The sequence below is a fragment of the Rhodopirellula islandica genome (assembly GCF_001027925.1).
Lineage (GTDB): Bacteria > Planctomycetota > Planctomycetia > Pirellulales > Pirellulaceae > Rhodopirellula > Rhodopirellula islandica.
The window spans coordinates 171,466-194,878 of sequence record NZ_LECT01000016.1; the positions used below are offsets into that span (position 1 = coordinate 171,466).

Here is a 23,413-nt window from a genome sequence, read left to right on the forward strand (position 1 = left end):
GCACGCATTGCGTCGCTGGAATCTTTGCGTGATGGATCGCACCAGAACACGTTGATCGTGCTCGTCTCCAACCGGAATTCACTTGATGTTGCCACATTCGCTTGCTGAATCAGACGCAGAAGCACCTGGAATGTTGCTGGAAGAGCTGGAACGTCGCCAAGACGATGTGCTCGCTCAGCTCGATGACCTCGAAGCGAAACTCAACGAAGTCCTGAGCGGGTTGAAGATCGAGCCTGACACGACGCCACTGGACTGATTCAGGCTGGACCACGAACGATTCTGCCCGCGTGAGCCTCCGATCGCTCGCACAACACACGGTCACGAATCCGAACCTGGCTGATTGGGTCAACTTTTCAGACAGTTTTCCTGAAACGCTGTGCAACGATGACGTAGGCTTCATTATGAAGTGCCACGAACTCGCTGAGAAAGTCTCGCAACTGCGACCCGAACTGTCGCCGACGGACGTCGCGCGCCTGTGCTTGATGATCCTCAATCAAGAGGTCAATCCTTCGCGGCTGGACGACCCGGCAGTTCTAAACTCCGTCTGGCAAAACGTCAGCTTTCGATTCGAAGCGGCCACCGACCAACACGCGGCCGTCTCACACGAATTGGACACCCTGATGAACGACGGCCCGGTCGAGTTCTCCCCGGACCAACTTTGGACGCTGCTTCGGGCCGTCAAGGTCCAAGGTCAAATGCTGGACCTCTACACAAAAGACGTCTCGTTCGCTTAGACCGACAATCAGCGTTGGTCGACGGGCACCACGTCTCGCTTTGTCGCACCCGTGTAGATCTGACGCGGGCGATTGATTCGCGAGGCTGGGTTGGAGTGCATTTCACGCCAATGAGCCAACCAACCAGGGAGTCGACCGATCGCGAATAGAACGGTGAACATCTGGATGGGAATCCCAAGCGCTCGGTAAATCACGCCAGAATAGAAATCAACGTTCGGGTAAAGCTTCCGCTCGATGAAGTATTCGTCTTTGAGCGCCACTTCTTCCAACTTCTGAGCGACCTCGAACAAGGGATCATCCAGATTCAACTTGGCCAGCAATTTGTCACAGCTGGCTCGGATGATGGTCGCTCGGGGATCCGAGTTTTTATAAACGCGGTGACCGAAGCCCATGATGCGGAAGTCGTTCGTTTTGTCTTTCGCCATGTCGACGTATTTCTGAACGTTGCCGCCATCCGCTGCGATTTGCTCCAGCATGTTGACGCAGGCTTCGTTGGCACCGCCATGCAACGGTCCCCACAAGGCACCAATGCCGGCGGAGATCGATGCGAACAGGTTGGCGTTGCTGCTGCCAACCATGCGAACGGTCGAGGTGCTGCAGTTCTGCTCGTGGTCAGCGTGCACGATGAACAGCAAGTTCAGTGCTTCCGCGAAATCAGGATCGACCAGGTAATCCGAGGTCGGCGTCGCGAACATCATGTACAAGAAATTCTCGCAATAATCCAACTCGTTCTTGGGGTACATGAACGGTTGGCCCATCGATTTTTTGTAGCTGTAAGCTGCGATCGTGGGCAATTTCGCGATCAATCGATACATCGAGATCTCGACCTGGCGAGGGTCATTCAGATCCATCGAGTCCTGGTAGAACGTCGACAACGCTCCCACCACACTGCTGAGGATCGCCATCGGGTGAGCATCGCGAGGGAAGCCGTTGTAGAACGACCGCATGTCCTCGTGAATCATCGTGTGTTCACGAATGCCCGAACGGAATGTTTCGATTTCGTCCTTGCTGGGCAAATCACCAAAGATCAGCAAGTAGGCGACCTCGACGAAATCGCAACTCTTGGCCAGTTCTTCGATTGGATAACCGCGATAACGCAGGATGCCCTTTTCACCGTCCAAAAACGTGATGGCACTGCGAGTGCTGCCGGTGTTGACGAACCCGTCGTCCAAAGTGATCACGCCGGTGTCGGCACGCAGACGACTGACATCAATCGCCTGTTCACCTTCGGAACCTTCCAACAAAGGCAACTCAAGGTTGGTTTCCCCGAATTGGACTCGGACAGTGTCGGCTCGTTGAATTTCCAAACTGGAGGAGGAGCTCATGGGCGATCTATTGGATGCAATTTACGAGTGGGCGGGACGTCTTGGGGGCGACAGACGTAGTGTAGCCCTGCGTCCTGCGAGCGACAATCAGCGGACCCCCACATCGACCGCCAAGAACCACCGTTTTCACCCCCCCTGGAGTTTTTGAGCCGGCAACGTCTCCCGGTTGCATCAAGTCTCCGGATTGGGAGCCGAATCGAGGTCATGCAGTTGATCGAAGCCGCTTTTCAGCGGTTTCCGCCTGATGCACCGCTCCCGAAACGCCGTTTTGATTGATGAGCCTTTTCCTCGTTCCCAGGCTCTGCCTGGGAACGCAATGCACGGCAGGCTCCGCCTGCTGAGACACAACCGGGAGGCAGAGCCTCCAAGACAGTGTGTTCCCAGGCAGAGCCTGGGAACAAGAAAGAAAGGAAAGCCGCTCGTTCACAGGCGGCTTTCGCAAGTGGGAGCCACGCACGCTCCTCGTACCCAGGCTCTGCCTGGGAACGCGATGCACAGCAGGCTCCGCCTGCTGAGAAACAACCGGGAGGCAGAGCCTCCAAGACAGTGTGTTCCCAGGCAGAGCCTGGAACAAGAAAGAAAGGAAAGCCGCTCGTTCACAGGCGGCTTTCGCAAGTGGGAGGCACCGCACGCTCCTCGTACCCAGGCTCTGCCTGGGTACGCAATGCACGGCAGGCTCCGCCTGCTGAGAAACAACCGGGAGGCGGAGCCTCCAAGACGTTGTGTCCCCAGGCAGAGCCTGGGAACAAGAAATACCCCTGGCCCGAAGCGGTCCGCCCCTCCCCAAGGGAGAGTGAAGCAAAACGGCCCGACCTCCAACCGCGACGGCCAGGTTGCCACCGGCGTCTTGGTCGGAACCTTTTTCCGTGTCACAATTTCCCAGGCCCGCTAGGAACCGGGCCCGCGAAAGCACCTTCTAAGGATCAAGGGATCGGATGCGAGCTCACATATTGGTTGTCGAAGACGAGCGGCACCTCGGTGTCGGCATCAAATACAACCTGGAAGCCGAGGACTACCGTGTTTCATTGGTCGAAGACGGCCCTTCTGCCCTGCAACTGATCGAACATTCCGGCAGCTCGATCGATTTGATCGTGTTGGATTTGATGTTGCCGGGCATGAGCGGGTACACCGTTTGCGAACAAATTCGCGAATCGGGCAACATGACTCCCGTTCTGATGCTGTCAGCTCGCACGTTGTCCGAAGATCGCGCCCGCGGGTTCGACGTCGGTGCGAACCAGTACATGAGCAAACCGTTTGACTTGTCCGAACTGATCAGCCGCGTCAAAAACTTGCTGCAAGCCGCCCCCGTTGGCGCGGTGACTCGCACCGCACCCGTGTCGGAAAGCGTGGACTCCATTGCTTTCGGCCGGGTGGAAGCGGACTTTCGAACCCACCAAGTCTCCGTCGACGGCCAGCCCATCAAAATGACCCCGAAGGAACTCCGTTTGCTCCGGTACTTTGTCGAAAATCCCGAACGCGTGATCAACCGCTCCGAGCTGTTGACTCAGGTCTGGGAAATGTCCGGCAATCTGCAGACTCGAGCGGTCGATCAATTCATCGCGAGATTGCGGAAAGCCATTGAACCGTCTCCTGCTGACCCGATTCATTTATTGACCGTGCGGGACGCGGGTTACCGATTCGTTCTCGACCCCGAAACATTGGAACCGGAAACGTCCGCGAATTGACCCGCTCGCCCGCCCCTAGACGGCTTGGTACGCTATCGCGAATCACAATTTTTACTTCCGCCAACCACAAACCCCCACGAGCACCATGGCTTTCACGCTGCCCGAATTGCCGTATGCCTACGACGCCCTCGAGCCGCACATTGACGCGCGGACGATGGAAATCCACCACACGAAGCACCACAATGCTTACGTGACCAAGACCAACGACGCGTTGGCTGGCACCGACTTGGCTTCCAAGTCGATCGAAGAAGTCATCTCCGACCTGTCGGCTGTGCCCGATGACAAACGCGGAGCCGTTCGCAACAACGGTGGCGGACACGCCAACCACTCGTTGTTCTGGACCATCCTGGGCCCCGGCAAGGGCGGCGCCCCCTCCGGCGACCTGGCCGCTGCCATCGACGAAGCCTGCGGCTCGTTCGATGCCTTCAAAGAACAGTTCGCCAACGCAGCTGCCACTCGCTTTGGTAGCGGCTGGGCTTGGCTCTACGTTTCCGACGGCAAGCTGAAAGTTGGCAGCACCGCCAACCAAGACAGCCCGTTGATGGGTGAAGCCGTTGCCGGCATCGCTGGCACGCCGATCCTGGGATTGGACGTTTGGGAGCACGCTTACTACTTGCACTACCAAAATCGTCGCCCCGACTACATTTCTGCATTTTGGAGCGTGGTCGACTGGGATGCCGTTGCCACCCGCTTTGCGGCTGCCAAGTAGCCCCTGAGCGACCAACTCCATTGACTTGCCAGACCGCTTGCCCCTCCACGGGCGAGCGGTTTTTTCATGCCCTTGCGAAATGGGGTTCCACCGAGATAATTGCGGCTTTCCCACTAAAAACACACGACTTCTCAGGAACTGAACGCCATGCCACTCGTCCCCCTTCGCGTTGTCTTGGATCACGCCGCCGAAAACGATTACGGTGTTGCGGCGTTCAACGTCAACAACATGGAGCAGATCCAGGCGATCATGGAAGCTGCTGATGAAACCGATTCGCCGGTCATCATCCAAGCCTCGCGTGGCGCTCGCGCTTACACCCAAGACATCTACCTTCGCCACCTGATGCTCGCCGCAGCGGAACTGTACCCACAGCTTCCCATCGTCATGCACCAAGACCACGGCAACAGCCCCGAGACCTGCTTGTCGGCCATCGAAAATGGCTTCACCAGCGTCATGATGGACGGTTCGCTGGAAGCTGACGGCCAAACCCCAGCCGACTACGACTACAACGTCAAAGTCACCGCGGAAGTCGTCAAAATGGCCCACGCTCGTGGCGTCAGCGTCGAAGGCGAACTCGGTTGCCTGGGATCGCTGGAAGACGGCGGCGGCGAACAAGAAGACGGTCACGGTGCCGTTGGAACACTGACGCACGACCAATTGCTGACCGACCCCGATGAAGCCCAACGCTTCGTCGAAGAAACCGGCTGCGATGCCTTGGCGGTTGCCATTGGAACCAGCCACGGTGCCTACAAGTTCACCAAGAAACCAACCGGTGAAGTTTTGGCCATGGATCGCATCGAAGCCATCCACGCCAAGCTCCCCAACACGCACTTGGTCATGCACGGCAGCAGCAGCGTGCCACAAGAATTGCAAGACATCATCAACCAGTACGGTGGTGAGATGAAGCAAACTTACGGTGTGCCCGTCGAAGAAATCCAACGTGGTATCAAGAGCGGTGTTCGCAAGATCAACGTCGACACCGACTGCCGCATGGCCATCACCGGTGCGATCCGCAAAGTCTTGACCGAAGACAAAGCCGCCTTCGACCCACGTGCGTACCTGAAACCAGCCCGCGCTGCCATGAAAGCTGTCTGCGTCGCTCGCATGACCGCCTTCGGCCAAGCCGGCAACGGTGCCAAACTGCGTGCGACTCTCTAAGCAGTTGGGAGTGATCGAGAAGACCTGTGAACCGCCTGGGCGTTAAGCAGGTCGGCAGGAATGATCGGGCATCATCATGTGAGCCGTTTGGGCGTTAGCCCCGGTTGGACGTGGGAGCAACGACGCTTACCGAAACAGTCCAAATACCGACCTGTTTAGCCGCCTGTGGATTGAATCAGCCGCAACGCGCTCGCGTCCGGTTCGTCTCCTGCAGCCACGGGCGAACCCCGATCGGCCGATCGCTCCATCTGCGAAACGCATCGAATCAAAAGCCTGGAACGGAACCCTCCGCTCCAGGCTTTTTTCATGCGTTCTTGGACCAGTCACAACGCCACGGACGAGCAATCTCTCACGCCCCCAAAGCAGAAGGTCACAGCCGTAGCGAAAGTCGTCAAGACTTTCGATCTCCCCGCACAACCAAAAGCGAGACGAGTTGCGCCACACCAGCCCTGGAACAGACCACCAAGCAATGGATGCCCACCAGCCCTTCACGCCGAAGGCATGAAAAAAACCAACCAACGGACGAGCAAAGCGAACACCACCGAAGCCGTGTTGCAAACCTCCCAGCCCGCCCCCAAACGCGATCGCCCATCGCCCATGCTGAATTCCGCGACACCCTTTCGGGGTCGGCTGCAATGGTGTCTTCCCATGTTCCGCCGGTCCGTTCCGCGACCAACGGCTACCATCTAAAATCCCTCACGGAATAACACGCTGACTGCCGGGCAAGCAACAGCTAGCTCGCGAATCTTCACAGGACGCGAATTCACTACTCCGGCGTCGGCCGCCGGTGCATCGAAACTTGCCAAGGTCTCCACAACCTCTCCCATCCCCCAGGTTCTGCTAAGTTCTATATCAAATAGATTGTTCACACGTGATTGGCTTCGGGAAGTTAAAACGTTCGGTGCTCTTACGGCGTCTCGATCTTCATTTAATCATGCTTAGGAACGTGTGTAATCGAGTATAAAGGAGCTGATTGCAAATGAATTTCTCGGATTGGATTGCTTTCTCTGCGCTACTTGTTTCTGGTGTCGGGCTGCTTGTCACTATTGTCGGATTAATTTGGGGGCCACGCCTCCATGCCTACTTCCATCGAATAGTTCTGACAATTGAACTCAAGAATCAATTTGGTACTACGTACCAGCCGAAAACACCGAATCCTCCTTCCAAGCACGTTCGACACATCAAAATCTCAACCGCGAGTAAAGTCCCGGCTGAGAACGTCACTGTTTTTCTCGAACGGATTGAAAAACTTGATGATGAGGGCGAATGGTCCCCCGTCTTCGAAGAGGGGAGGCTTGCTTTGAAGTGGCAATACGAGCAAGATGGCGGTAAACGCATCGGCCCGTATTTGTTCTGCAATCTCGTTCGCATTGAGCAGGGCAAGGCTCTCCATTTCGTCCCTCAAAAGAACACTGCCAGCCTCAACGAAGACACAGCTATTCCTGCGACGGGCGGCCGAATGAAGGTCTGGATTCAAGCTGTGGGCGATAATGGGGAGTCACCAATTGTAATAATGGAAATCAATTACCGCGGTGGATGGGCATCGACCAAAGAAGAGTGGGGAGAGATTCTGACGATCAGCGAACCAAAGCCATGCCAACAATTGCCCAAGCAGTAAGGCTGTCGCATGTCAAATAGAGACAATAAAGATCAGTGAAGAAGAAAACGTACGCGGACTCACTTCCGGCGAGGCTTGACGCTTTCGTCGCACCGGTGGCCGACACCGTCGCGTAAACCTCTTTGTTCGATGCACACCGTTTACATCGACCGAACGAAACGCTTTCACTGGTGCCCCCCCTCCGACAGAGAACGTTGAATATTGGCCGGAGCGTTTTGCTTCTGTGAGACAAGACCTCGGAGGCAGGCCGCTCGTAGGAAACTACCGGATCACGAGAACTCGCTCACGCCAACCGCTGAGCGAGCTATTTGGCGCGGACACCACCAGCCATTCGTACCCTTCGCTAAACTAATCTGGAACGTTTGACGTCCATTCATTCACTCACACGGAAACCAGCATGTCGTACGAAATCACGGAACTCGCTGACGGCAAAGTCATCGAACTCATCCTCTCTGGCAAATTGACCGGGGAAGCTTACGAGCAGTTTGTCCCGGTGGTGGATGCCCAAATCGAACGCTGGGGGAAAGTCCGGATGATGGTCGTGCTCACCGATTTTCATGGCTGGGACGCTGCCGCACTCTGGGCCGACACCAAGTTCGCAATGAAACATTTCAGCGACATCGAACGACTCGCACTCGTCGGCGAATCGAAGTGGGAAGCCGGCATGGCTACCTTCTGCAAACCGTTCACCAAAGCCGCCGTCAAATACTTTGACCACGCGGACATCGAAGATGCCCGGGCTTGGATCCAAGAAGCCTGAGCAGGTTGGCCACTCTTGGCCGACATCCGCCACTCGGACGGGCAAGAGTGCCCATCCCACAGGCGTTGAAATGCCGTTGACGAATCAATCAACAATCCAAGAAAGGATTGGGTGCAATCAGGTGACTGCCGTTTGGGCGTTGGGTAGGCCATGCGCAAGTTTCATCCCGCAGGGATGAAGAACGACTTCGCCCCATCGGGGCAGTTCTATTCCAGCCCAGGGCAACGCCCTGGGTTGTGGCGGCACCAAGATTGCAAAGCCCCAACGGGGGCGGTCCTAACGAAGCAGGCTCCCTAGAATGCAGGCCAACACGGTTCTTCACGCGATGTGAATTGGACCGCACCAACCAGCTCTCAATCACAACCCGAAGCGTCAGCGGGGGATCAACAGGCTCGCTGCAATGGCACGCGATCCCTCGCTCACGCTTCGGGTTAGGATTCAATCAACAAGCCGTCACGAGTTTCGACTTGCCTGACAAATCCCCGAAAGTCTTCACGACTTTCGCTACGGGGCTGCAGACCGACCACCAGAAAATCACTCCGCGATCACGTGCCCAGGCACGATCAACAACGGATGCGGGCTGCGACGAAGGCGATCGTTCACAAAGCCTTGGATGAAACGGTCATCGACTTCCAATGGCATGACCAGCAACTGCTGCGTCGAATCCGAGAGTGGATGCGGAGGCGCGAGCTCGCCGGCTTGTGGCACCAACGCGTAATTCATTTTCATCTCGCGAGCGGTCGCGTTCATCGCGGCGTGCAATTGCGTGTGCGATTGCGCGAGAGCATCACTCAACTTGTCGACGTCAAACGTTTCTCCAGGACGAATCGCTTCCAAAATGCTGCGCACGTTTTCGAAGTGCTCTTTCTCAACGACCAAGTTCAACGAGACCTCCGCTCCCGGTGCCGCCAAACCAAACGCCCACGCCGCCGCTCGACTCTCGACATCGCATTCACTGCCCGCCATCAGCAGGACCCGTTTGCGACAGGTCTGAAAGACTTGATCGGCTCGGCGTGTCACCAAGATCGGAACCGGACACCGCGACAGCAGCACGTCCATCACGGTGCCCACACTGTCCGTGCCGACTCGTTCGAAGGAGCGACCAAACGGGCAGGGAACGATGACCATGTTCACGTCGTGGGTTCGCAACGCCTGCAAGATGACTTCGAACGCCTCGCCTTCTCCTCGCGCGATCGCGCGGCCACCGCTCATTTGACGAGCGGCCTGAATCGCGTCTTCCGTGGCCACATCGGTCGCCTCCGCGCCATCGCGAGCGTCCAGCACCAACGTCTCGGTATTGAACTCGTCGCGAAGCGTTTTCGCGGTTTCGATGGACGTTGCATCCTGGGGCGATCCATCCAATACCAAGATCACTCGGGCCGGACGAATCGGCGTCAGTGGCGTTGCCGAGCCCACTTTCGCTCGTTCGAACATCCGCATCGCATCATCGACATCACGATCCAAATCGGGTGATTGATCCATTACTCAAGTCGCTCGCTAGAAAAGAAATCTCAGTGGACAGGCAACGTCGGCACCGCCGTGATATCAGGAATGTAACCCTGATGGTGCATCCACATCACGTAGAAAATCGCGCCGATGACTTGCACCACCATGATGCCGCCACCCAGCTTCAAAAACGTGCCCCAACCCACGTGAATGCCGGCCTCCCGTTTCAAAGCGTAAATCGCGATCACGCAGGAAATCGAACCAATCGGCGTTCCGTTGCCGCCCAGATTGCAGCAAATCACCAGCGTCCACCACAGCGGCTCCGCAGGCACGCCGGTGTCGCCACCTGAAACGTCTTGGACGATCGGGATCAGGGTCGCCGCGACCGGGATGTTGTCGACGATCGAACTGGCCACCGCGGAAAAACCGCCCATCAATGGCACCAGCAACTCAATCCGATTGTCGGACACCATCACGACTTGCTGCGCCACCCATTTCAATGCCCCGGTGTGTTTGACGCAGCCGATGATGATGAACAGTCCCATGAAAAACAAAATCACGGTCCAGTTCACCTTGCCAATCGCGTCCTCGACGCCTTTGCCAGAGAACAGCAAGGCGGCGGTGGCTCCCACCATCGCGACAAAATCCATGCCCACGCCCATTGGCTGAGCCAACGCAAAACCAACGACCGTGCCCAACAAAATGAACGTGCTTCGCAGCAAGACGCCTTTGTCCTCCACCAACGCCCAGGGATCGAACCCTTCAATCTGTTGCTTCAGCGCGGCCTTGTCCTCCTCGGATTGCTTCCACGGCAAATCGTTCCGGAAGAACCATCGCAGCCCCGCGATCGCAACGACCAAACTGACCACGGCGTAGGGCAACGACACTCGCAAGAAGTCGACGTAAGGAATCCCGGCTGCGGTTCCGATCATGATGTTGGGCAAACCACTGGCGAACGTCGCGATCGCACCGCTGTTGGCACACACGGCCACCGACAACAACAACGGCATCGGTTTGTAACCGAGCGAACGGCAGATCACCAAAACCAATGAACTCAGAATCAACATCGCCGGAACGATGGTCAGCACGCTGACGAACAAGAACGTGACCACACACAACGTCATGAACAACCGATTCGCTTGGCCTCCCGTCAGCCGCACGATCCACATGCTGATGAAGTGAAACAGCCCGCTTTTGCCAACCACGTCCACCAAAATCCCGGTGCCGATGATGACACCAAAGATGTTGAGATCTTCTTTCAGGAAGTTGTAAACCGTCGGGTACTCAAACAACCCCAGCGAGACGCTCAGGATCACCAGAACCGCTGCACCGCACAGGGCCGCCACCGTTTTATGAAAACGCTCGACCGCCACCCCCACGTAGGTCGCCATCATCACGACAGCGAACAACACCATCACCCAAGCGGGCGCGGACGCAGTGGGCATTTCAGTGAGCGACGCGGCCAACATCATAGAATCACTCCGGAAAGAACTCGGACTCGTTCATGCGGCAGCCTAACGCACGGCCCGAAAGCAACCAACCGCGGATCCCCACCAATCCGATCAGCCCAGCTGATTCGAGATTCGCTTTCCAAGTGACCGCATCGCGGTGACTCCCGTCTCAAACTGGCCGGCAAAGTGAACGAAACCGTGCAGCATGTCGGACGCACATTCTCGAGTCACTTCCACTCCCGACGCGTCCAACTTGTCCGCGAGAGCCAACCCTTCGTCTCGCAACACGTCGTACCCCGCCACCAAGACATGCGTCGGCGGAAACCCACCGAAGTCGGCCTTCAGCAGATCGGCCAACGGATCCGCCTCGTGACAAGCGTCGACATCAAAGAGTTCCGCTCCGTCCCGGCCGAAATAGTTGGCCCAGAACCACTGCATCGTCCGCTTGGTCAATCCAAACCCTGACTCAAATTCGCGGTACGACCCGGAATCGAACGTTGGCGTCACCACGGGGTACACCAACACGGCGTACTTCACCGAGACATCGGGATCGTCTTTGGCGAGCAATGCCACCGCCGCTGCCAAGTTCCCTCCCGCACTGTCGCCCATGACCGCCATCCGGCCCGCGTCCAAACTAAATTTCCCCGCCATTTTCGCGATCGCTTTCGTCGCGACAAAGCAATCCTGAACGGGCCCAGGAAAGGGTGCCTCGGGTGACAAGCGATAGTCAACGGACGCCACCACTGCCCCGGAAGCATCCGCCAAACGACGACACGTTGAATCGTGCGACTCAACATTCCCCAGCACCCAACCGCCGCCGTGATAGAACATGATCACGGGAGCATCGACAGGCAAACCGGTGGGACGATACAGCCGAACCGGCACGGACAGCCGCTGGCCCTCGACAGTGGTTTCCTCCACCAAACGATCCTCGACGGTTTGCATCCTCGGCCCTTCGCCAAAGCTGTCGACCAAAGCAGCAAACCCACGACGAGCTTTTTCAACACCGAGCTCTTCCCAGCGTGGCGGCTGAGCTTCTCGCAACCAAGCGACGAACGTTTGAGCTTGCGGGTGAAGTGTCATGAATCAATTCCGTCGGGGGCCGTGATGTCCGGCGTATCGTAACAATCTACCTCCTCGATGCACGCCCCCACCGGATCGAGATTCGCGCCAGCGTGTGCATCAACTGCTTTGATTGTGGCTACGTCGCTTGGGCGGTAAGCTTTGGCCGTTTCGACTCCGTCGTTCCATGACTCGAAACACCTCCCCCCTTCGCAATCGCTCCACGGACACCCGCTCCCCATGGCTGACTACCAGTACCACGACGTTTCCAAGATGGTGGACCACTCGCTGCTTTCACCAACGCTGATCGAAGCCGACTTGAATTCCGGAATCGACCTGGCGATTGCCTACGAGGTCGCCAGCGTTTGCATCCTGCCGTACTACCTGAAACGCTGTGCGGAACGACTGGCGGGAACCGGCGTGAAAGCATCGACCACCATTGGTTTCCCACACGGTGGGCACACCACGGCGATCAAGAAAGCCGAAGCCGAGCAAGCGATCCAAGATGGCTGCGAAGAGCTCGACTACGTCGTCAACATCTCGCAGGTCCTCAGCGGTGGCTGGGACTACGTTCAAAACGAAATCGGTGCGGTGACCGAACTGGCGCATGCGGCCGGGCAAAAGATCAAAGTGATCTTCGAGAATTGCTACCTGCAAGACGAACACAAAATCCGCCTGTGTGAAATCTGCACCGAGCTCCAAGTCGACTGGGTCAAAACCTCCACCGGCTACGGCACCGGCGGCGCGACCATGGACGACTTGCGTTTGATGCGAGCGCACTCGGGCGAGAACGTCCAAGTCAAAGCCGCCGGCGGCGTCCGAGACCTGAAGACCCTGCTCGAAGTGCGAGCCCTTGGTGTGACCCGCTGCGGCGCCAGCCGAACCGCTGAGATGCTCGGCGAAGCCCGCCAACAACTCGGCTTGCCGGCAATCAACATCACCGCAACCGGCAGCTCTGGCTACTGATTCGTTCGGCTTGGCCGTGGAAGAACAAACGGTCGGGCACCGAACTGGATGGGTCCATCTCATTCGATTGAAACGGCCTGATCGACCAACCTGATCAGGGACGCTTCTGCTTGTCTTGCAAGTTGGATGGGTCCTCATCGATTTCGGTCGCCAATTGCCCCGCCCGTCCCTGGGTCCACAATCGCAGTCCTTCCAAACGCTGCTTGCCACGAACGTAGTAATCCTGCCCGAGCATCCCAAGGTGCTCTTTGACGGCATTCGCGTTGAGCTCCGCACTGGACTCGGTCAGCGCGACCCAACCAAGCTTCTGAAATTCCAGCGCCAAGGCAGCCGCGATTCTTTGGTGACCCGCAATGCTCGGGTGCACATGATCGACAAACCGCCCCGGGTCAGGAACTTGGTCCGCAATCATGTCGCCATGGACATTTCGCTCGTCCAGCAACGCTGGCGTGTCGACCAACGGGACGCCGTACCGATCGGCAATCTCCCTGGTCGCCCCAATGATCGCACTCGGTGCTCGCAACGGACAAACATCATGGTCACGAGCCGCGATCACGTAGGGACGCGCTGAATCACTGTCACCTTGGTCATAGAGCAGTCGCCCCAAGGCGTAGTTTGCCCCAGCATGATCTCGGTCAATCCGCAAGCATTCTCGAAGAGCGTCGATCCGCCGCGTTGGATTCAGCTCCAGATCACAAGCGATCGTCCATGCGGACCGAAAACGATCTTCCTCTTCGTCCGTCCAATCCGCTCGCGTTTGCATTTTAAACGGCGGCGTGTTGACCAGATCCGACGCGGGCACACACACGATCAGCGGCAGGTTGTTCTTCTGTGTTCGCTCAACCATCTTTTCCAGTGTGGCTGCAAAGTGTTCTTCCACACCACGTTGCCATGATGGGTCGCGTTGGTAACTGTCCAATCCACCAGGATGGTCCAATTTCATGTCAACATTCGCAGCCAACTCCGGCCGTTCTTGCGACGCAATGAACAACGATTGCACCCAACGAACCGTGTGCAATTTCGATCCGATCCCGGTTGCCCAACGACTCACCGTGCCCATCTCGCGAACATGTGCGTAGGTGCGGTCTTCTAAGAATTCATTGTGCCCTGTGTACAGCACAATCGCATCGGGTTCGTGCTCCAAGACTTCGTCCAGAATCTTGGCCACCCGGTAGCTGGCGTAACCTGTTCCACCACAATTGATGACTTCGTACTTCGTTTCGCGGTCAGCCGATTCCAACGACAGACGCAACCAAGTTGAGAAAGCCGTTTCCGTCGCGTAGGGTCGCCCTTGAACCGTCGACCCGCCCAAAACGAACACACGTCGAGTCCCAGGTGCTTTCTTCGCGGAGAAAGATTCCGGCCGGAAGAAATTGTATCGCTCCGATGGGATTTCCCATCGATCTGATTCTTCATTCAGAACAAACAGCGGTCGCAGTTGATTCAGCCCCACATACGGATCGTAGTCGATTGCCTGGGGCTCGGAATTGTCCAGGCCACGCAGTCCCAATTCCAACAGCAAAACCGGTAGGCATGCGAGCAGCGAAGCCATCAACCGCATCGTCCATCGCCTGCGTCGTCTCTTCCAGGCACGAACATCCTCGCTTGCACACCCGTCGTCAGTGAAAGGCTCGTACTTCAACGAAATGCCCTGGTGAGCTTGATGGTTGACTTGCAAGAAAGACGAGGAGCATGATTGTCTGGAAACGATCGACCATGACTGACGAGCGGTCTCAGGTCCCGGACGCTCCTTTCCGGCACTCAATTTACAGTACTCGCTCAACCACCGTTCATCAAAAAAGCACATCCACTCCTCCTGGCAACCCGACGCGTCAGTCAGCCAGGCACGCGTGGCAGACCCGACGCCGGCCCCGTCCGGGGCGACCGTCTGTGGTCCGCGATCGGTCTCGGGGCTTCCGCCGAATGGCACTTACTTTAGATCCGAGTCTTTCAGTTTTGACGGTGGTTTCTTTCGCTTTTCGAATTGCGCGTCTTTGGGCCGTTTGCGGTACGCCTCGCGTCGGTATCTGCGTTTGCCTCGAATTGGCAACTTGTCTTTGCGGGCGATCGCCAGGGCGGTTCGGTAGGCCTCGCGCCACTGGCTAGGCTCGGTGTGCATGTGTCGCAACAAAAAAGTCTGAAAGGTGGTCCACGTTCGCTTGAAACTCATTCGACGCGGCCGAACTTCCTCCATGGCGGCCGCTTCGATACGAAGCTGACTGGTCAGGTTGTAAGCCACGACTGACGTGTAGAGTTCTTTCATGAATGTGTCGACACTCTTGGCACGGATATTCTCGGCATCCATCACCACCTTGAAGTTGCAAATGTCAATTTCTACATCGTAGCGACGCTCAAATAATGCGGCCAACGTGAAAGCTTCGTCGGCCAGCGTGCTGACCAGATAAAGCGTCAGCGAGTCGGTAACCTTGACCTCGTGCAGAAAAACATCGCACTGGCAATCCGCGGGCAACTCCGGTTGGGTCTGGCGATTCTTCTTCGTGGGTATCCACGTGTGTCGGTAACTTTTGTGATGTTCGGATTGCTCAATCAGCTCGGCATTCTTCTGCAGCGAATGAAAGTTAGCCTTCTTCATTCGCAGCAAAATGTCGTGCCCTGCATTGATGGCTTCATACGCGACTCCAAAGATCCCAAAGCCCGCATCGGACATAATGATCGAGTGCTCGGGAAGCTGCTCAAAACCTTGGCGAGCAAGTTGCGTCTCGGAGACTGCCTCGGGCCCGTACATCGGTCCGACTTGCGGAAGCATTGCAGCGCCGCTGGCAAGTTCATGAAAGACGGTTAACAACGCGCATGGCCAGATACCTTCGCCGAGTTGGTTGCTTGCCGGTGGAAACGCTTGTTGGAGTTCTTTTTCCGGTGCAAGAGCCATCGTGGTTCCGTCAATCAGGAACACGCGTTGTTGGTTGAATGTAGGCTCGGTGGCCGAAATGATGCCGGAGCTGACTTCCTCGGCAAACCAACGAACGACTTCTAGAGGCAGTCGAGATCGCGCTCGGCTGTAGGCACCCGATGCGGTCGAGATCGTGTTTTCGTCGAGTCGTTTGTTCTCGGGAAGATAGCTCGGCCGAGTATCGATCAGGTGTTTCACCGCGTTTTCGAGTGAGGCATCGGGCTTGAGACGCTGGTAGACGAGCATCCAAAGGACAACGCAGGCGGTGTAGACAGTGTGAGCTCGCTGGGCAAAAAGCTCGTTCGCATCTTCGAAGTTGACAAGCTGATGCAGCAGTTCGAAGGAGCGGTCAAACTGCTGGTCGGCTTCCATGCTTCGCTCGGAATCGTTCATGCCAAAATGGCTCCTTTTTGAGAAAGGAAGCCTGAATGCGCAAAAACTGTGCCAAGATTATCGCAGCTGAAGACTCAATCTAAAGTAAGTGCCATTCGGCTAACGCCCAAACGGCTCACATGGTTGTGCTTGATCATTCCTGCCGACCTGCTTAACGGTCGTCTTGCACCGCATTCGTTTGGCCACAAAGGCACAGAGGGCACAAATAAAGATCGACTTTGTAGCCAAAACCTCTGTGCTCTTTGTGTCTCTGTGGCGAAACTGTTTATGCACCATGTTTTTGAATAGGCCTAGGAGATGAGTGTCAATCAAGACTGGAGTGACGTGCGAGTCAAAGAGCTTTGCGATCGGGTTCGACAGATCGCTTACGATTTGCATGTCTATTTGGGCACCGGTTACCTCGAGAAGATTTACGAAAACGGATTGCTTCATCGTCTGGCTAAAGCGGGTATTCGCTGTGAAAAGCAGGTGCCGGTGCAGGTGCTTGATGACGACCAATTTTGTTTAGGCGAATACAAGTTAGACCTTGTCGTCGAAGAAATTCTGGTGGTTGAGATCAAAGCCGCTCGAGGAATCGATGACAAACATGTTGCACAAATCCTCGGCTATCCAAAAGCGACCACGCTGAGTCACGGGCTGCTCGTCAACTTCGGATCAGCGAAATTTCAAATCAGGAAATTTAAGATGTAGGATTTGGGTTTGCGGCAGAGACAAGGAGGGCACAGAGAGCTCGCTCGTTGGCGTTGCTGCGTTTTGTGCCCCTTTGTGTCTCTGTGGCGAATTACAATCAGCTGGAAACGGTTTCTTCGTCATATTCCAGCTCGATGGGCGGCAATGGATCTTCCATGTTCGTCCAGGCTTCCGGGCCTTGAGCAAATTCAACGTCCGTCAGCAAGCAGTCATCGAGAATCTGGGTGATTCGTTCTCGGCTCATCGCGTTTCCGATGAACACCAATTCTTGATGGCGATCGCCATGTTCGCCGACGAACTTGGATCGAATTTCTTCAATGGACTCGGAGTCGTCGGGCCATTCCTCTTCCGGTGCGGCTGCCCACCAGAAACCGGCTGGGTTCATCCGGATCGAGCACCCGGCTTGCGACCAGTCGTAGGCCCAGTCGTGTCGCGACGCGATCCACATCAATCCTTTGCTACGAAGCACTCCGGTGAACAAACCTTCTTCCATGTCGGCGTCGAGAGCGCTGGTCAAACGTTTGGGATGAAATGGGCGTTGGGCTTGATAGACGAAGTTCGAGATGCCGTATTCTTCGGTCTCGGTTTCTTCTTCCCCACGCGGTACCTCCAACCATCCGGGTTGCTCCTCGGCTTCACTTAGAGAGTAGAGCCCGGTGCCCATGATTTCGGATAGCTCAATGCGGCTTTCTGTCGTGGTCAGGATTTTGGCCTCGGCGTTGAGTTGACGTAGAATCTGTTTGAGCTGCTCCAGTTCATATGGTGAGATCAAGTCGGTTTTGTTGACGACGATGACATTGGCAAATTCAACTTGATCGACCAACAGATCCACAATGTTGCGAGTGTCTTCTTCGCTCAGACCCAAACGTCGATCGGTGAGATCGTCCCACGAGCCAAAGTCCTTCATGAAGTTGCCTGCGTCGACAACGGTCACCATCGTGTCCAGTTCAGCGACCAACGACAGGCTGTCGCCCTCTTCGTCTTCGAAGGTGAAGGTTTCTGCGACCGGCATCGGTTCGGAGATGCCGGTGGATTCGATCAGCAGGTAGTCGAAGCGGCCGTCGCGAGCGAGCCGGCGAACTTCAATCAGCAGGTCTTCGCGTAGCGTGCAACAGATGCAACCGTTGGACATCTCAACGAGCTGTTCTTCCGTTCGCGAAAGATTCGCGTCACCTGATTTGACCAACGCCGCGTCGATGTTGATTTCGCTCATGTCATTGACGATCACCGCGACTCGTAGGCCTTCGCGGTTGGTCAGAATGTGGTTGAGCAGCGTCGTCTTGCCGGCTCCGAGAAATCCGGAAAGCACGGTGACAGGAAGACGTTCCGCCTGGGGCGTTGTTGGATCGGTTGGGTTCATTGGATTTTCAAGAGGGTGGTTGGGATGGGTGCGGCATAGGCTTCCAGCCTGTGTTGGTCTTCCACAGGCTGGAAGCCTATGCCACTTGGAGTTATCCGTTCGGTTCGATTGCTGCTTACTGCAACTTGGCCAACAGCGCACTCTTCTGCAGTTCTTGATTGCGACGCTGGGACGGTGAGGCAATGGGAATGACTTTCACGCCATGGTTTGCCAGACGCTCTCGATAGATGGCTTCGATGGGCAGTTCTTCGCTTGGGCAATAGAGGTAGCACTTCGCGTTGAGCAATCGAGCGATGGGTAAAGCCGGCACGGTCCGTTGAGCGTTGTCGTCGGCTAGGTTTTCTCGATCGAAGAGGCATTCTGCCGGAGCGTCGGTCCACGTCGCAATTCTGTCGAGCAAGCTCTTGTGAGCAACGACAAGAATCGGGCGATCTTCGTGCACCGACTCGCCGGTGCCATTCGCGGCGATGTTGCTAGCGGTGTCAGTGGGCTGCTGCGGAGAGGGTTGGTCGGCCGCGGCGAGGGGCCCGCAACCAGCCAAGGCAACGACCAAGCAGAGTGTTCGGAACTTGAGCAACATAGAAGAACCCTTCGTAGGAAAAGAAGCGATGAGTGCCGTCAGGACACGTTCAGTTTATGACAATACGACGCACATGCAATACGTGTGCAGAAAGGAAGTGTTCTTGGGGATCTGCTAAAGTATCCAAAATGGATGCCAAACCTCAGCCAGTAAAACAGCCCCGTTCGAGTTCGATGATGCCGATCCCAACCAATTTGATCACGGGATTCCTTGGGTCAGGGAAGACCACGGCGATCAATCGCTTGCTTGAGCATCGACCGGATGGCGAACGATGGTCGATTTTCGTGAACGAGTACGGCATGGTGACCGTGGACGAGTTGCTGATCGACTCGGAGTGTCCGGAGGTCAACGTGCAGGAACTTGGCGGCGGTTGCCTGTGCTGTACCGTCGCGTTCGCTTTTGATGCGGTCTTCAGCCAATTCATTCGCCGCAGCAAGCCAGATCGGCTTCTGCTTGAACCCAGCGGCGCGGGGCATCCAGCGGCATTGGTTGACAAGTTGAGGGACGACAACTTTCGACGGGCAATTGATCTGCGGGCGACAATCTGTTTGATCGACCCTGAAGACTGGAGCAAGCCGCAATGGCGTGATTCCGAAGTCTTTCATGACCAGGTTCAAATGGCCGACGTCGTCGCCATCAACTTCACCGACAAACGAGACCCTGAGTTGACGCGGCAATGCCGTGAATGGGTGGAATCATTTGACCCGCCCAAAATGCTGATTGCTGAAACGGACCACGGGCGAATTGATCCCGCGTGGCTCGATCTCCAGGGCACGGTCGTTCGCCCACCGAAGTTTGGTGAAGCCCATGCCCACAATCATTCCCATGCCGCGGATCACGTGGATGCGGGCGGGCTGACCTCGATCGAAGTCCCGCCGATGTTGGGGAAGCCCAAGCGGATTGAAAACGAGGGCGACGGCCAGTGGGCGTGTGGCTGGATCTTTTCCGTCGACGAGGTTTTCGACCGAGACCAATTGCTCGACCTGCTTGGCTACCTGCAACCGGTCGTGCGGCTCAAAGGTGTGTTTCGCTGCCAGGATGATTGGTGGGTGATCAATCGTAGCAAGAATGAGACCTCGTTCAGCACCACGGCGTATCGTCGCGATAGCCGCCTAGAAATCATCACCGACAGTCCAACCTCCGGCTGGGAGGAACTGGAGCAACTGCTACTGAAGTGCAAGTAGCGGATGAAGGTCGTGCCTTGATGCCAGGCGGGTCACGCAGCTTGTGTGGCTGGTTCGCAGCACCCGCAGAGGCATCCGTATCGACGGTTCAGCAAGTGAGCGCAGACCAGCAGGAGTCCACCGATCGGTGTGATCCAAAGTGCGAAGGGAGCGACCAAAGCTTGCAGCCCGGAAACTTCAGGGGGGCCTCCGCTCGCGGCGAGGCTGCTCAGGTTGGCTTCCGACTCATCTGGACCGGCTTCTGCCTCTGCGGTGCAATGCTCGCAACATGCGTCGGTGCAAACGGCGGCATCGGTTGCCGCGATGGTGGAAGTCTCGCAGGCCGCACAGCAGTCACCAGCCATGCCAAATGCCGCGCTGGTGATCAGAACCAAGCCCACGCTGGCGATTGCGATCGGTGTCATCCGGCGATGCTTGCGGAAGCCAGGGACGAAAGCTGCGATCGCGATCAGGAAACAGGCCAGAGCCATCCACTGGTGAAACGATTCATCCGCCAGGAAGCTGAGTCCCAGTGCGGGCAAAAATGCGATCACAAACGGCATGGCCGCACAATGAATCGCACACCCGATCGAAGCAACGATCCCGACCCAGTCACGCCAGGTGGCAATTTTGGTGGGTTCGGGACTGCTGAGCGGTAGAGGACTGGCGGGTTGATACGGGACATCGCTCATTGATCAGGCTCCATCAGGTCGTCGGGGACGCCCGATTTCAACGGTGGAAACGCGGCTGGCTTCCCTACGGCGATCCTACGAATCGCTCGTGACGGCCAGCACGCAAATGCAAGTAGTGTGCATTAAAGAAGTCTGGGCTTTCCCTGTCAAGTGATAATGCAATCGTTGTGCAAAGACTGGGGAGGCGCAACGATTGGCGACTCTTGGAGCGGTTGGCCCCCGCCTCCAGGGGAAAACCACTGGGATCGTGCAGCAGCGATCGTCCTGCTTCCGATATCAATGATCGTGATCGTGATCGTGGACGCTGTGGTCGTGGTCATGTCCGTGATCTTCGTGCCCGTGATCTTCGTGCCCGTGCTCAACCTGCCCACCAGCAGGATGGTGTTCGTGGCTGTGCCCGGGCAGGTTCTCGATACCGACTGCAATCGCGACCCCAAAAAGGAACGCCATCGTCAGCTTGACGCGATCATGGTCGTGAAAGGCGACCTCAGGCAGGAGGTCCGCCAGGGCGATGCCCAGGAAGAAACCGGCTGAAATCGCGAGTCCCCAGCCAAGGAACGCATTGTTCGCGTCAAACTTCATCGCTCCGAAGTAAAACGCGGCGGCACCGATGGGACAGGCCAACGAGAACGCGGCGTTCGCGATGTTTTGGGCGGACACAGACCACTTTTGTTTGTTCATCACCGAGGTGATGGCAAAGGCGTCGAGCGGTTTGTGCAGCGCAACCGCCAGAAAGGTCCCCAGGCCAGCCAAGCCCAACCAGGCACCGTGCTCGGCATCAATCAGAACACTGCTGGCCAGGGCAACACCGTCGACCAACGTGTGAAGTGCAAGCCCGAAGAACAAGCCGAACCAACTGATGCCTTTCTCGGAATGATGGTGATCGTGACCATGGTCGCATTCGGAGTTGGTGCCGTCTGACTCGACCGGGACTCCGTGGTCATGGGTGTGGAACAGGCGAATCGTCAGGAACATGACCAACAGGCCGATCAGTGCACCGCGGCAAGCTTTCGTTGGGGAATTCAACACTTCAGTGGCGTGCGGCAGTAAATGCAGCAACGCGATTCCCAGCATCAATCCCCCGACGCCGCTCATCAAGAGTTGCGTCCGCAGGTGTGTCATCCGCAGCAGGGACGAAAGTCGCCCGCCCGCCATCGACGCGGCCAAAACGAAAACACAATAGACAAGAAGGAGCCAGTGAGCAGGCATGACAGGAAGGTCTCAGCGGTCAAAACCCCAAGTGTACCTTGACGCAAACTGCTTGCACATGCGGTCGTTGCGTCATTGTTTTCGAACGGCACTTCACCAGATTGCCTCTCGTTTGAGTGTTATCTCAAATGAGATCACGCGGGACGTGTTCTCACGGAGACGGCTCGACGATGCCTGCGATGTGCACGAACCCCACCACCAATCAGGATGGCTGTTATCAGAGTGACGGTTGTTGGCTCGGGAACCGCCGCGACCGTCAAACTAACACGATCAGGGGTGAACGAAATGGGTTGGACGGAGTCATCGAAGAAGCTGGAACTGTCAAGGAGATCGATCGTGAAGTCTCCCGGACGCAATGCGGTCAGGTCGATTGTCGCCAACAGCCAATTTTGATCTTCGAGGTCTCGTGGGAACGCATCGCCACGCTCGTCAACGCTGAGGTCTGTCACCGCAAGTCGTGACGGACCATCATTCGTCACGGCTGAAAGACCAAAGGATTCGGATCCGCTGCGATTGGCAAAGACATAGCGTGAATCTTGGATGTGCGTCTCACGCTGCACCTCCGAAAAACGGAGTCCATCTCCCCCCGAAATTGCCAGCTCGATTGAAAACGAATCCAATTGATCGTCGGAATTGGAAGTGATGAACACGTCAATCGTCGTTGCGGTTCCGGCGGCCAAGCTCGTCTCTGCCGGCACCAGCGAGGCGACGATCGCCGCGGATGCTTCGGGCGGCGCGAACAACCATGTCAGGCCAATGAGCACGGGCGCCCAGCGGGTAGTGCGAAATTTCATGAATGCACTGGCAGAGATGGTTGAGATGTGACTTGAGCGTCCAGTGTGCTGCAACATTTCACGCCCGCTGTGTCTTACCGCGACGACGCCATGCAAGTCCCCCTGCCACCCCAGCCATGGCGAGCAGGCTGGATGGCTCCGGCACGGCCGTGACACTGAGCGGAGTTGAGCTGAACGGGGTTAAATTGAAGCTCAAATCATTGAAAGATGATGTGGGATCGATCGCGATTGAGAATGTTCCTGCACTGACCGCATCTACCGAAAACTGCCCAATCAGTTGTGAGTCCACGCCAAGAGTGAACGGGTCGGGCAATCCGACGTCAGGAGCAGCGCTCTGATCGTCCGAGAAATCCGCGATGCTCAAGGAACCGCCCGCCAAAGTCGTCGCCGGCAACCCCAACGCCACATTGCCGCTCCGGTCGAAAAACACGTAGTCCGGGTTGGTTAAAAAGTCATCGCTTTGGGTAGCGGAAAAGGCAAGCCCCGGATCGCCAGAGATCGTGAATAGCATTGCAAAGAAATCCACTTCGTCGTCGTTGTCGCTCGTGCCAAAAACACTGTACGTCGCTGATTGACCGACTGTCAGTTCCTGAGGCCCGTCAATCGTTAGCGTCAGTGCCGCCCTTGCTTCGGTGCTGGCCAAGGAGGAAAGAGTCAGGCCGATCGCGAGCAAGGCAATCTTCATCGTCAAGTTTGTCATCTTCATG

The 23,413-nt window shown here is 56.7% G+C and carries 22 protein-coding genes; 10 read left to right on the plus strand and 12 right to left on the minus strand.

The window, feature by feature from the left end; all coding sequences use genetic code 11:
- The first annotated feature begins 85 nt into the window (after nucleotides 1-85).
- Both RISK_RS07725 and RISK_RS07730 read left to right on the plus strand, forming a co-directional pair.
- On the plus strand, nucleotides 86-256 hold the full coding sequence (locus RISK_RS07725) for a hypothetical protein (RefSeq protein ID WP_236696126.1): 171 nt from the start codon (nucleotides 86-88) through the stop codon (nucleotides 254-256).
- Between the two features lie 31 nt (nucleotides 257-287).
- A complete protein-coding gene (locus RISK_RS07730; RefSeq protein WP_236696127.1) occupies nucleotides 288-734 on the plus strand; it encodes a hypothetical protein in 447 nt (148 codons plus the stop codon).
- 8 nt (nucleotides 735-742) lie between these two features.
- Here RISK_RS07730 and RISK_RS07735 read toward each other — a convergent pair whose 3' ends face one another.
- On the minus strand, nucleotides 743-2,059 hold the full coding sequence (locus tag RISK_RS07735) for a citrate synthase (RefSeq protein WP_047813690.1): 1,317 nt from the start codon (nucleotides 2,057-2,059) through the stop codon (nucleotides 743-745).
- A 935-nt stretch (nucleotides 2,060-2,994) separates the two neighbouring features.
- On the opposite strand from RISK_RS07735, the gene RISK_RS07740 reads away from it, so the two are divergent.
- The 5 genes from RISK_RS07740 to RISK_RS07760 all read left to right on the plus strand — a co-directional run bounded on the left by RISK_RS07740 (nucleotide 2,995) and on the right by RISK_RS07760 (nucleotide 7,989).
- On the plus strand, nucleotides 2,995-3,744 hold the full coding sequence (locus RISK_RS07740; RefSeq protein ID WP_047813691.1) for a response regulator transcription factor: 750 nt from the start codon (nucleotides 2,995-2,997) through the stop codon (nucleotides 3,742-3,744).
- Nucleotides 3,745-3,829: 85 nt separating this feature from the next.
- Nucleotides 3,830-4,453 carry a superoxide dismutase gene (locus RISK_RS07745; protein ID WP_047813692.1) on the plus strand — a complete coding sequence of 208 codons (624 nt, stop codon included), beginning with the start codon at nucleotides 3,830-3,832 and terminating at the stop codon, nucleotides 4,451-4,453.
- A gap of 147 nt (nucleotides 4,454-4,600) precedes the next feature.
- Nucleotides 4,601-5,611, plus strand: a complete 1,011-nt coding sequence (fba, locus tag RISK_RS07750; RefSeq protein ID WP_047813693.1) for a class II fructose-bisphosphate aldolase — start codon at nucleotides 4,601-4,603, stop codon at nucleotides 5,609-5,611.
- A gap of 979 nt (nucleotides 5,612-6,590) precedes the next feature.
- Nucleotides 6,591-7,229 (plus strand): hypothetical protein, encoded by a 639-nt coding sequence (locus tag RISK_RS07755; RefSeq protein WP_047813694.1) that lies wholly within the window; start codon nucleotides 6,591-6,593, stop codon nucleotides 7,227-7,229.
- 397 nt (nucleotides 7,230-7,626) lie between these two features.
- Nucleotides 7,627-7,989, plus strand: a complete 363-nt coding sequence (locus tag RISK_RS07760) for a SpoIIAA family protein (protein WP_047813695.1) — start codon at nucleotides 7,627-7,629, stop codon at nucleotides 7,987-7,989.
- A 534-nt stretch (nucleotides 7,990-8,523) separates the two neighbouring features.
- Here RISK_RS07760 and RISK_RS07765 read toward each other — a convergent pair.
- From RISK_RS07765 to RISK_RS07775, 3 genes are all read right to left on the minus strand, one after another.
- Nucleotides 8,524-9,471, minus strand: a complete 948-nt coding sequence (locus RISK_RS07765; protein ID WP_047813696.1) for a hypothetical protein — start codon at nucleotides 9,469-9,471, stop codon at nucleotides 8,524-8,526.
- Nucleotides 9,472-9,500: 29 nt separating this feature from the next.
- Nucleotides 9,501-10,907: an ArsB/NhaD family transporter gene (locus RISK_RS07770; RefSeq protein WP_047813697.1), complete on the minus strand. Its 1,407-nt coding sequence runs from the start codon at nucleotides 10,905-10,907 to the stop codon at nucleotides 9,501-9,503.
- A gap of 90 nt (nucleotides 10,908-10,997) precedes the next feature.
- Nucleotides 10,998-11,969: an alpha/beta hydrolase gene (locus RISK_RS07775; RefSeq protein ID WP_047813698.1), complete on the minus strand. Its 972-nt coding sequence runs from the start codon at nucleotides 11,967-11,969 to the stop codon at nucleotides 10,998-11,000.
- A gap of 219 nt (nucleotides 11,970-12,188) precedes the next feature.
- On the opposite strand from RISK_RS07775, the gene deoC reads away from it, so the two are divergent.
- Nucleotides 12,189-12,914 (plus strand): deoxyribose-phosphate aldolase, encoded by a 726-nt coding sequence (gene deoC / locus RISK_RS07785; protein WP_047813700.1) that lies wholly within the window; start codon nucleotides 12,189-12,191, stop codon nucleotides 12,912-12,914.
- Between the two features lie 94 nt (nucleotides 12,915-13,008).
- On the opposite strand, the gene RISK_RS07790 is transcribed toward deoC, so the two are convergent.
- Nucleotides 13,009-14,556 (minus strand): SGNH/GDSL hydrolase family protein, encoded by a 1,548-nt coding sequence (locus RISK_RS07790; RefSeq protein WP_047813831.1) that lies wholly within the window; start codon nucleotides 14,554-14,556, stop codon nucleotides 13,009-13,011.
- 288 nt (nucleotides 14,557-14,844) lie between these two features.
- Entirely contained in the window at nucleotides 14,845-16,218 is a 1,374-nt protein-coding gene (locus RISK_RS07795) for an IS4 family transposase (protein ID WP_047813701.1), read from the minus strand.
- A 297-nt stretch (nucleotides 16,219-16,515) separates the two neighbouring features.
- On the opposite strand from RISK_RS07795, the gene RISK_RS07800 reads away from it, so the two are divergent.
- Nucleotides 16,516-16,908 (plus strand): GxxExxY protein, encoded by a 393-nt coding sequence (locus tag RISK_RS07800; RefSeq protein WP_047813702.1) that lies wholly within the window; start codon nucleotides 16,516-16,518, stop codon nucleotides 16,906-16,908.
- A 97-nt stretch (nucleotides 16,909-17,005) separates the two neighbouring features.
- Here RISK_RS07800 and zigA read toward each other — a convergent pair whose 3' ends face one another.
- Entirely contained in the window at nucleotides 17,006-18,268 is a 1,263-nt protein-coding gene (gene zigA, locus RISK_RS07805) for a zinc metallochaperone GTPase ZigA (protein WP_047813703.1), read from the minus strand.
- 115 nt (nucleotides 18,269-18,383) lie between these two features.
- A complete protein-coding gene (locus RISK_RS07810; protein ID WP_047813704.1) occupies nucleotides 18,384-18,848 on the minus strand; it encodes a hypothetical protein in 465 nt (154 codons plus the stop codon).
- Between the two features lie 173 nt (nucleotides 18,849-19,021).
- On the opposite strand from RISK_RS07810, the gene RISK_RS07815 reads away from it, so the two are divergent.
- Entirely contained in the window at nucleotides 19,022-20,032 is a 1,011-nt protein-coding gene (locus RISK_RS07815) for a CobW family GTP-binding protein (protein WP_236696128.1), read from the plus strand.
- Between the two features lie 32 nt (nucleotides 20,033-20,064).
- Here RISK_RS07815 and RISK_RS07820 read toward each other — a convergent pair whose 3' ends face one another.
- The 4 genes from RISK_RS07820 to RISK_RS07835 all read right to left on the minus strand — a co-directional run bounded on the left by RISK_RS07820 (nucleotide 20,065) and on the right by RISK_RS07835 (nucleotide 23,412).
- Nucleotides 20,065-20,703 (minus strand): MerC domain-containing protein, encoded by a 639-nt coding sequence (locus tag RISK_RS07820; RefSeq protein ID WP_047813705.1) that lies wholly within the window; start codon nucleotides 20,701-20,703, stop codon nucleotides 20,065-20,067.
- Between the two features lie 276 nt (nucleotides 20,704-20,979).
- Entirely contained in the window at nucleotides 20,980-21,912 is a 933-nt protein-coding gene (locus tag RISK_RS07825; protein WP_047813706.1) for a ZIP family metal transporter, read from the minus strand.
- Between the two features lie 134 nt (nucleotides 21,913-22,046).
- Nucleotides 22,047-22,706 (minus strand): hypothetical protein, encoded by a 660-nt coding sequence (locus RISK_RS07830; protein WP_150122516.1) that lies wholly within the window; start codon nucleotides 22,704-22,706, stop codon nucleotides 22,047-22,049.
- 58 nt (nucleotides 22,707-22,764) lie between these two features.
- A complete protein-coding gene (locus RISK_RS07835; RefSeq protein WP_047813708.1) occupies nucleotides 22,765-23,412 on the minus strand; it encodes a PEP-CTERM sorting domain-containing protein in 648 nt (215 codons plus the stop codon).
- Nucleotide 23,413: the final 1 nt, after the last annotated feature.

Excerpts from the sequence above, each read along its gene's own strand:
- RISK_RS07725 (WP_236696126.1), top strand. The coding sequence starts at position 86 with ATGTTGCCACATTCGCTTGCTGAATCAGACGCAGAAGCACCTGGAATG.
- RISK_RS07735 (WP_047813690.1), bottom strand. The coding sequence starts at position 2,059 with ATGAGCTCCTCCTCCAGTTTGGAAATTCAACGAGCCGACACTGTCCGA.
- RISK_RS07740 (WP_047813691.1), top strand. The coding sequence starts at position 2,995 with ATGCGAGCTCACATATTGGTTGTCGAAGACGAGCGGCACCTCGGTGTC.
- RISK_RS07745 (WP_047813692.1), top strand. The coding sequence starts at position 3,830 with ATGGCTTTCACGCTGCCCGAATTGCCGTATGCCTACGACGCCCTCGAG.
- fba (WP_047813693.1), top strand. The coding sequence starts at position 4,601 with ATGCCACTCGTCCCCCTTCGCGTTGTCTTGGATCACGCCGCCGAAAAC.
- RISK_RS07755 (WP_047813694.1), top strand. The coding sequence starts at position 6,591 with ATGAATTTCTCGGATTGGATTGCTTTCTCTGCGCTACTTGTTTCTGGT.
- RISK_RS07760 (WP_047813695.1), top strand. The coding sequence starts at position 7,627 with ATGTCGTACGAAATCACGGAACTCGCTGACGGCAAAGTCATCGAACTC.
- RISK_RS07765 (WP_047813696.1), bottom strand. The coding sequence starts at position 9,471 with ATGGATCAATCACCCGATTTGGATCGTGATGTCGATGATGCGATGCGG.
- RISK_RS07770 (WP_047813697.1), bottom strand. The coding sequence starts at position 10,907 with ATGATGTTGGCCGCGTCGCTCACTGAAATGCCCACTGCGTCCGCGCCC.
- RISK_RS07775 (WP_047813698.1), bottom strand. The coding sequence starts at position 11,969 with ATGACACTTCACCCGCAAGCTCAAACGTTCGTCGCTTGGTTGCGAGAA.
- deoC (WP_047813700.1), top strand. The coding sequence starts at position 12,189 with ATGGCTGACTACCAGTACCACGACGTTTCCAAGATGGTGGACCACTCG.
- RISK_RS07795 (WP_047813701.1), bottom strand. The coding sequence starts at position 16,218 with ATGAACGATTCCGAGCGAAGCATGGAAGCCGACCAGCAGTTTGACCGC.
- RISK_RS07800 (WP_047813702.1), top strand. The coding sequence starts at position 16,516 with ATGAGTGTCAATCAAGACTGGAGTGACGTGCGAGTCAAAGAGCTTTGC.
- zigA (WP_047813703.1), bottom strand. The coding sequence starts at position 18,268 with ATGAACCCAACCGATCCAACAACGCCCCAGGCGGAACGTCTTCCTGTC.
- RISK_RS07810 (WP_047813704.1), bottom strand. The coding sequence starts at position 18,848 with ATGTTGCTCAAGTTCCGAACACTCTGCTTGGTCGTTGCCTTGGCTGGT.
- RISK_RS07815 (WP_236696128.1), top strand. The coding sequence starts at position 19,022 with ATGATGCCGATCCCAACCAATTTGATCACGGGATTCCTTGGGTCAGGG.
- RISK_RS07820 (WP_047813705.1), bottom strand. The coding sequence starts at position 20,703 with ATGAGCGATGTCCCGTATCAACCCGCCAGTCCTCTACCGCTCAGCAGT.
- RISK_RS07825 (WP_047813706.1), bottom strand. The coding sequence starts at position 21,912 with ATGCCTGCTCACTGGCTCCTTCTTGTCTATTGTGTTTTCGTTTTGGCC.
- RISK_RS07830 (WP_150122516.1), bottom strand. The coding sequence starts at position 22,706 with ATGAAATTTCGCACTACCCGCTGGGCGCCCGTGCTCATTGGCCTGACA.
- RISK_RS07835 (WP_047813708.1), bottom strand. The coding sequence starts at position 23,412 with ATGAAGATGACAAACTTGACGATGAAGATTGCCTTGCTCGCGATCGGC.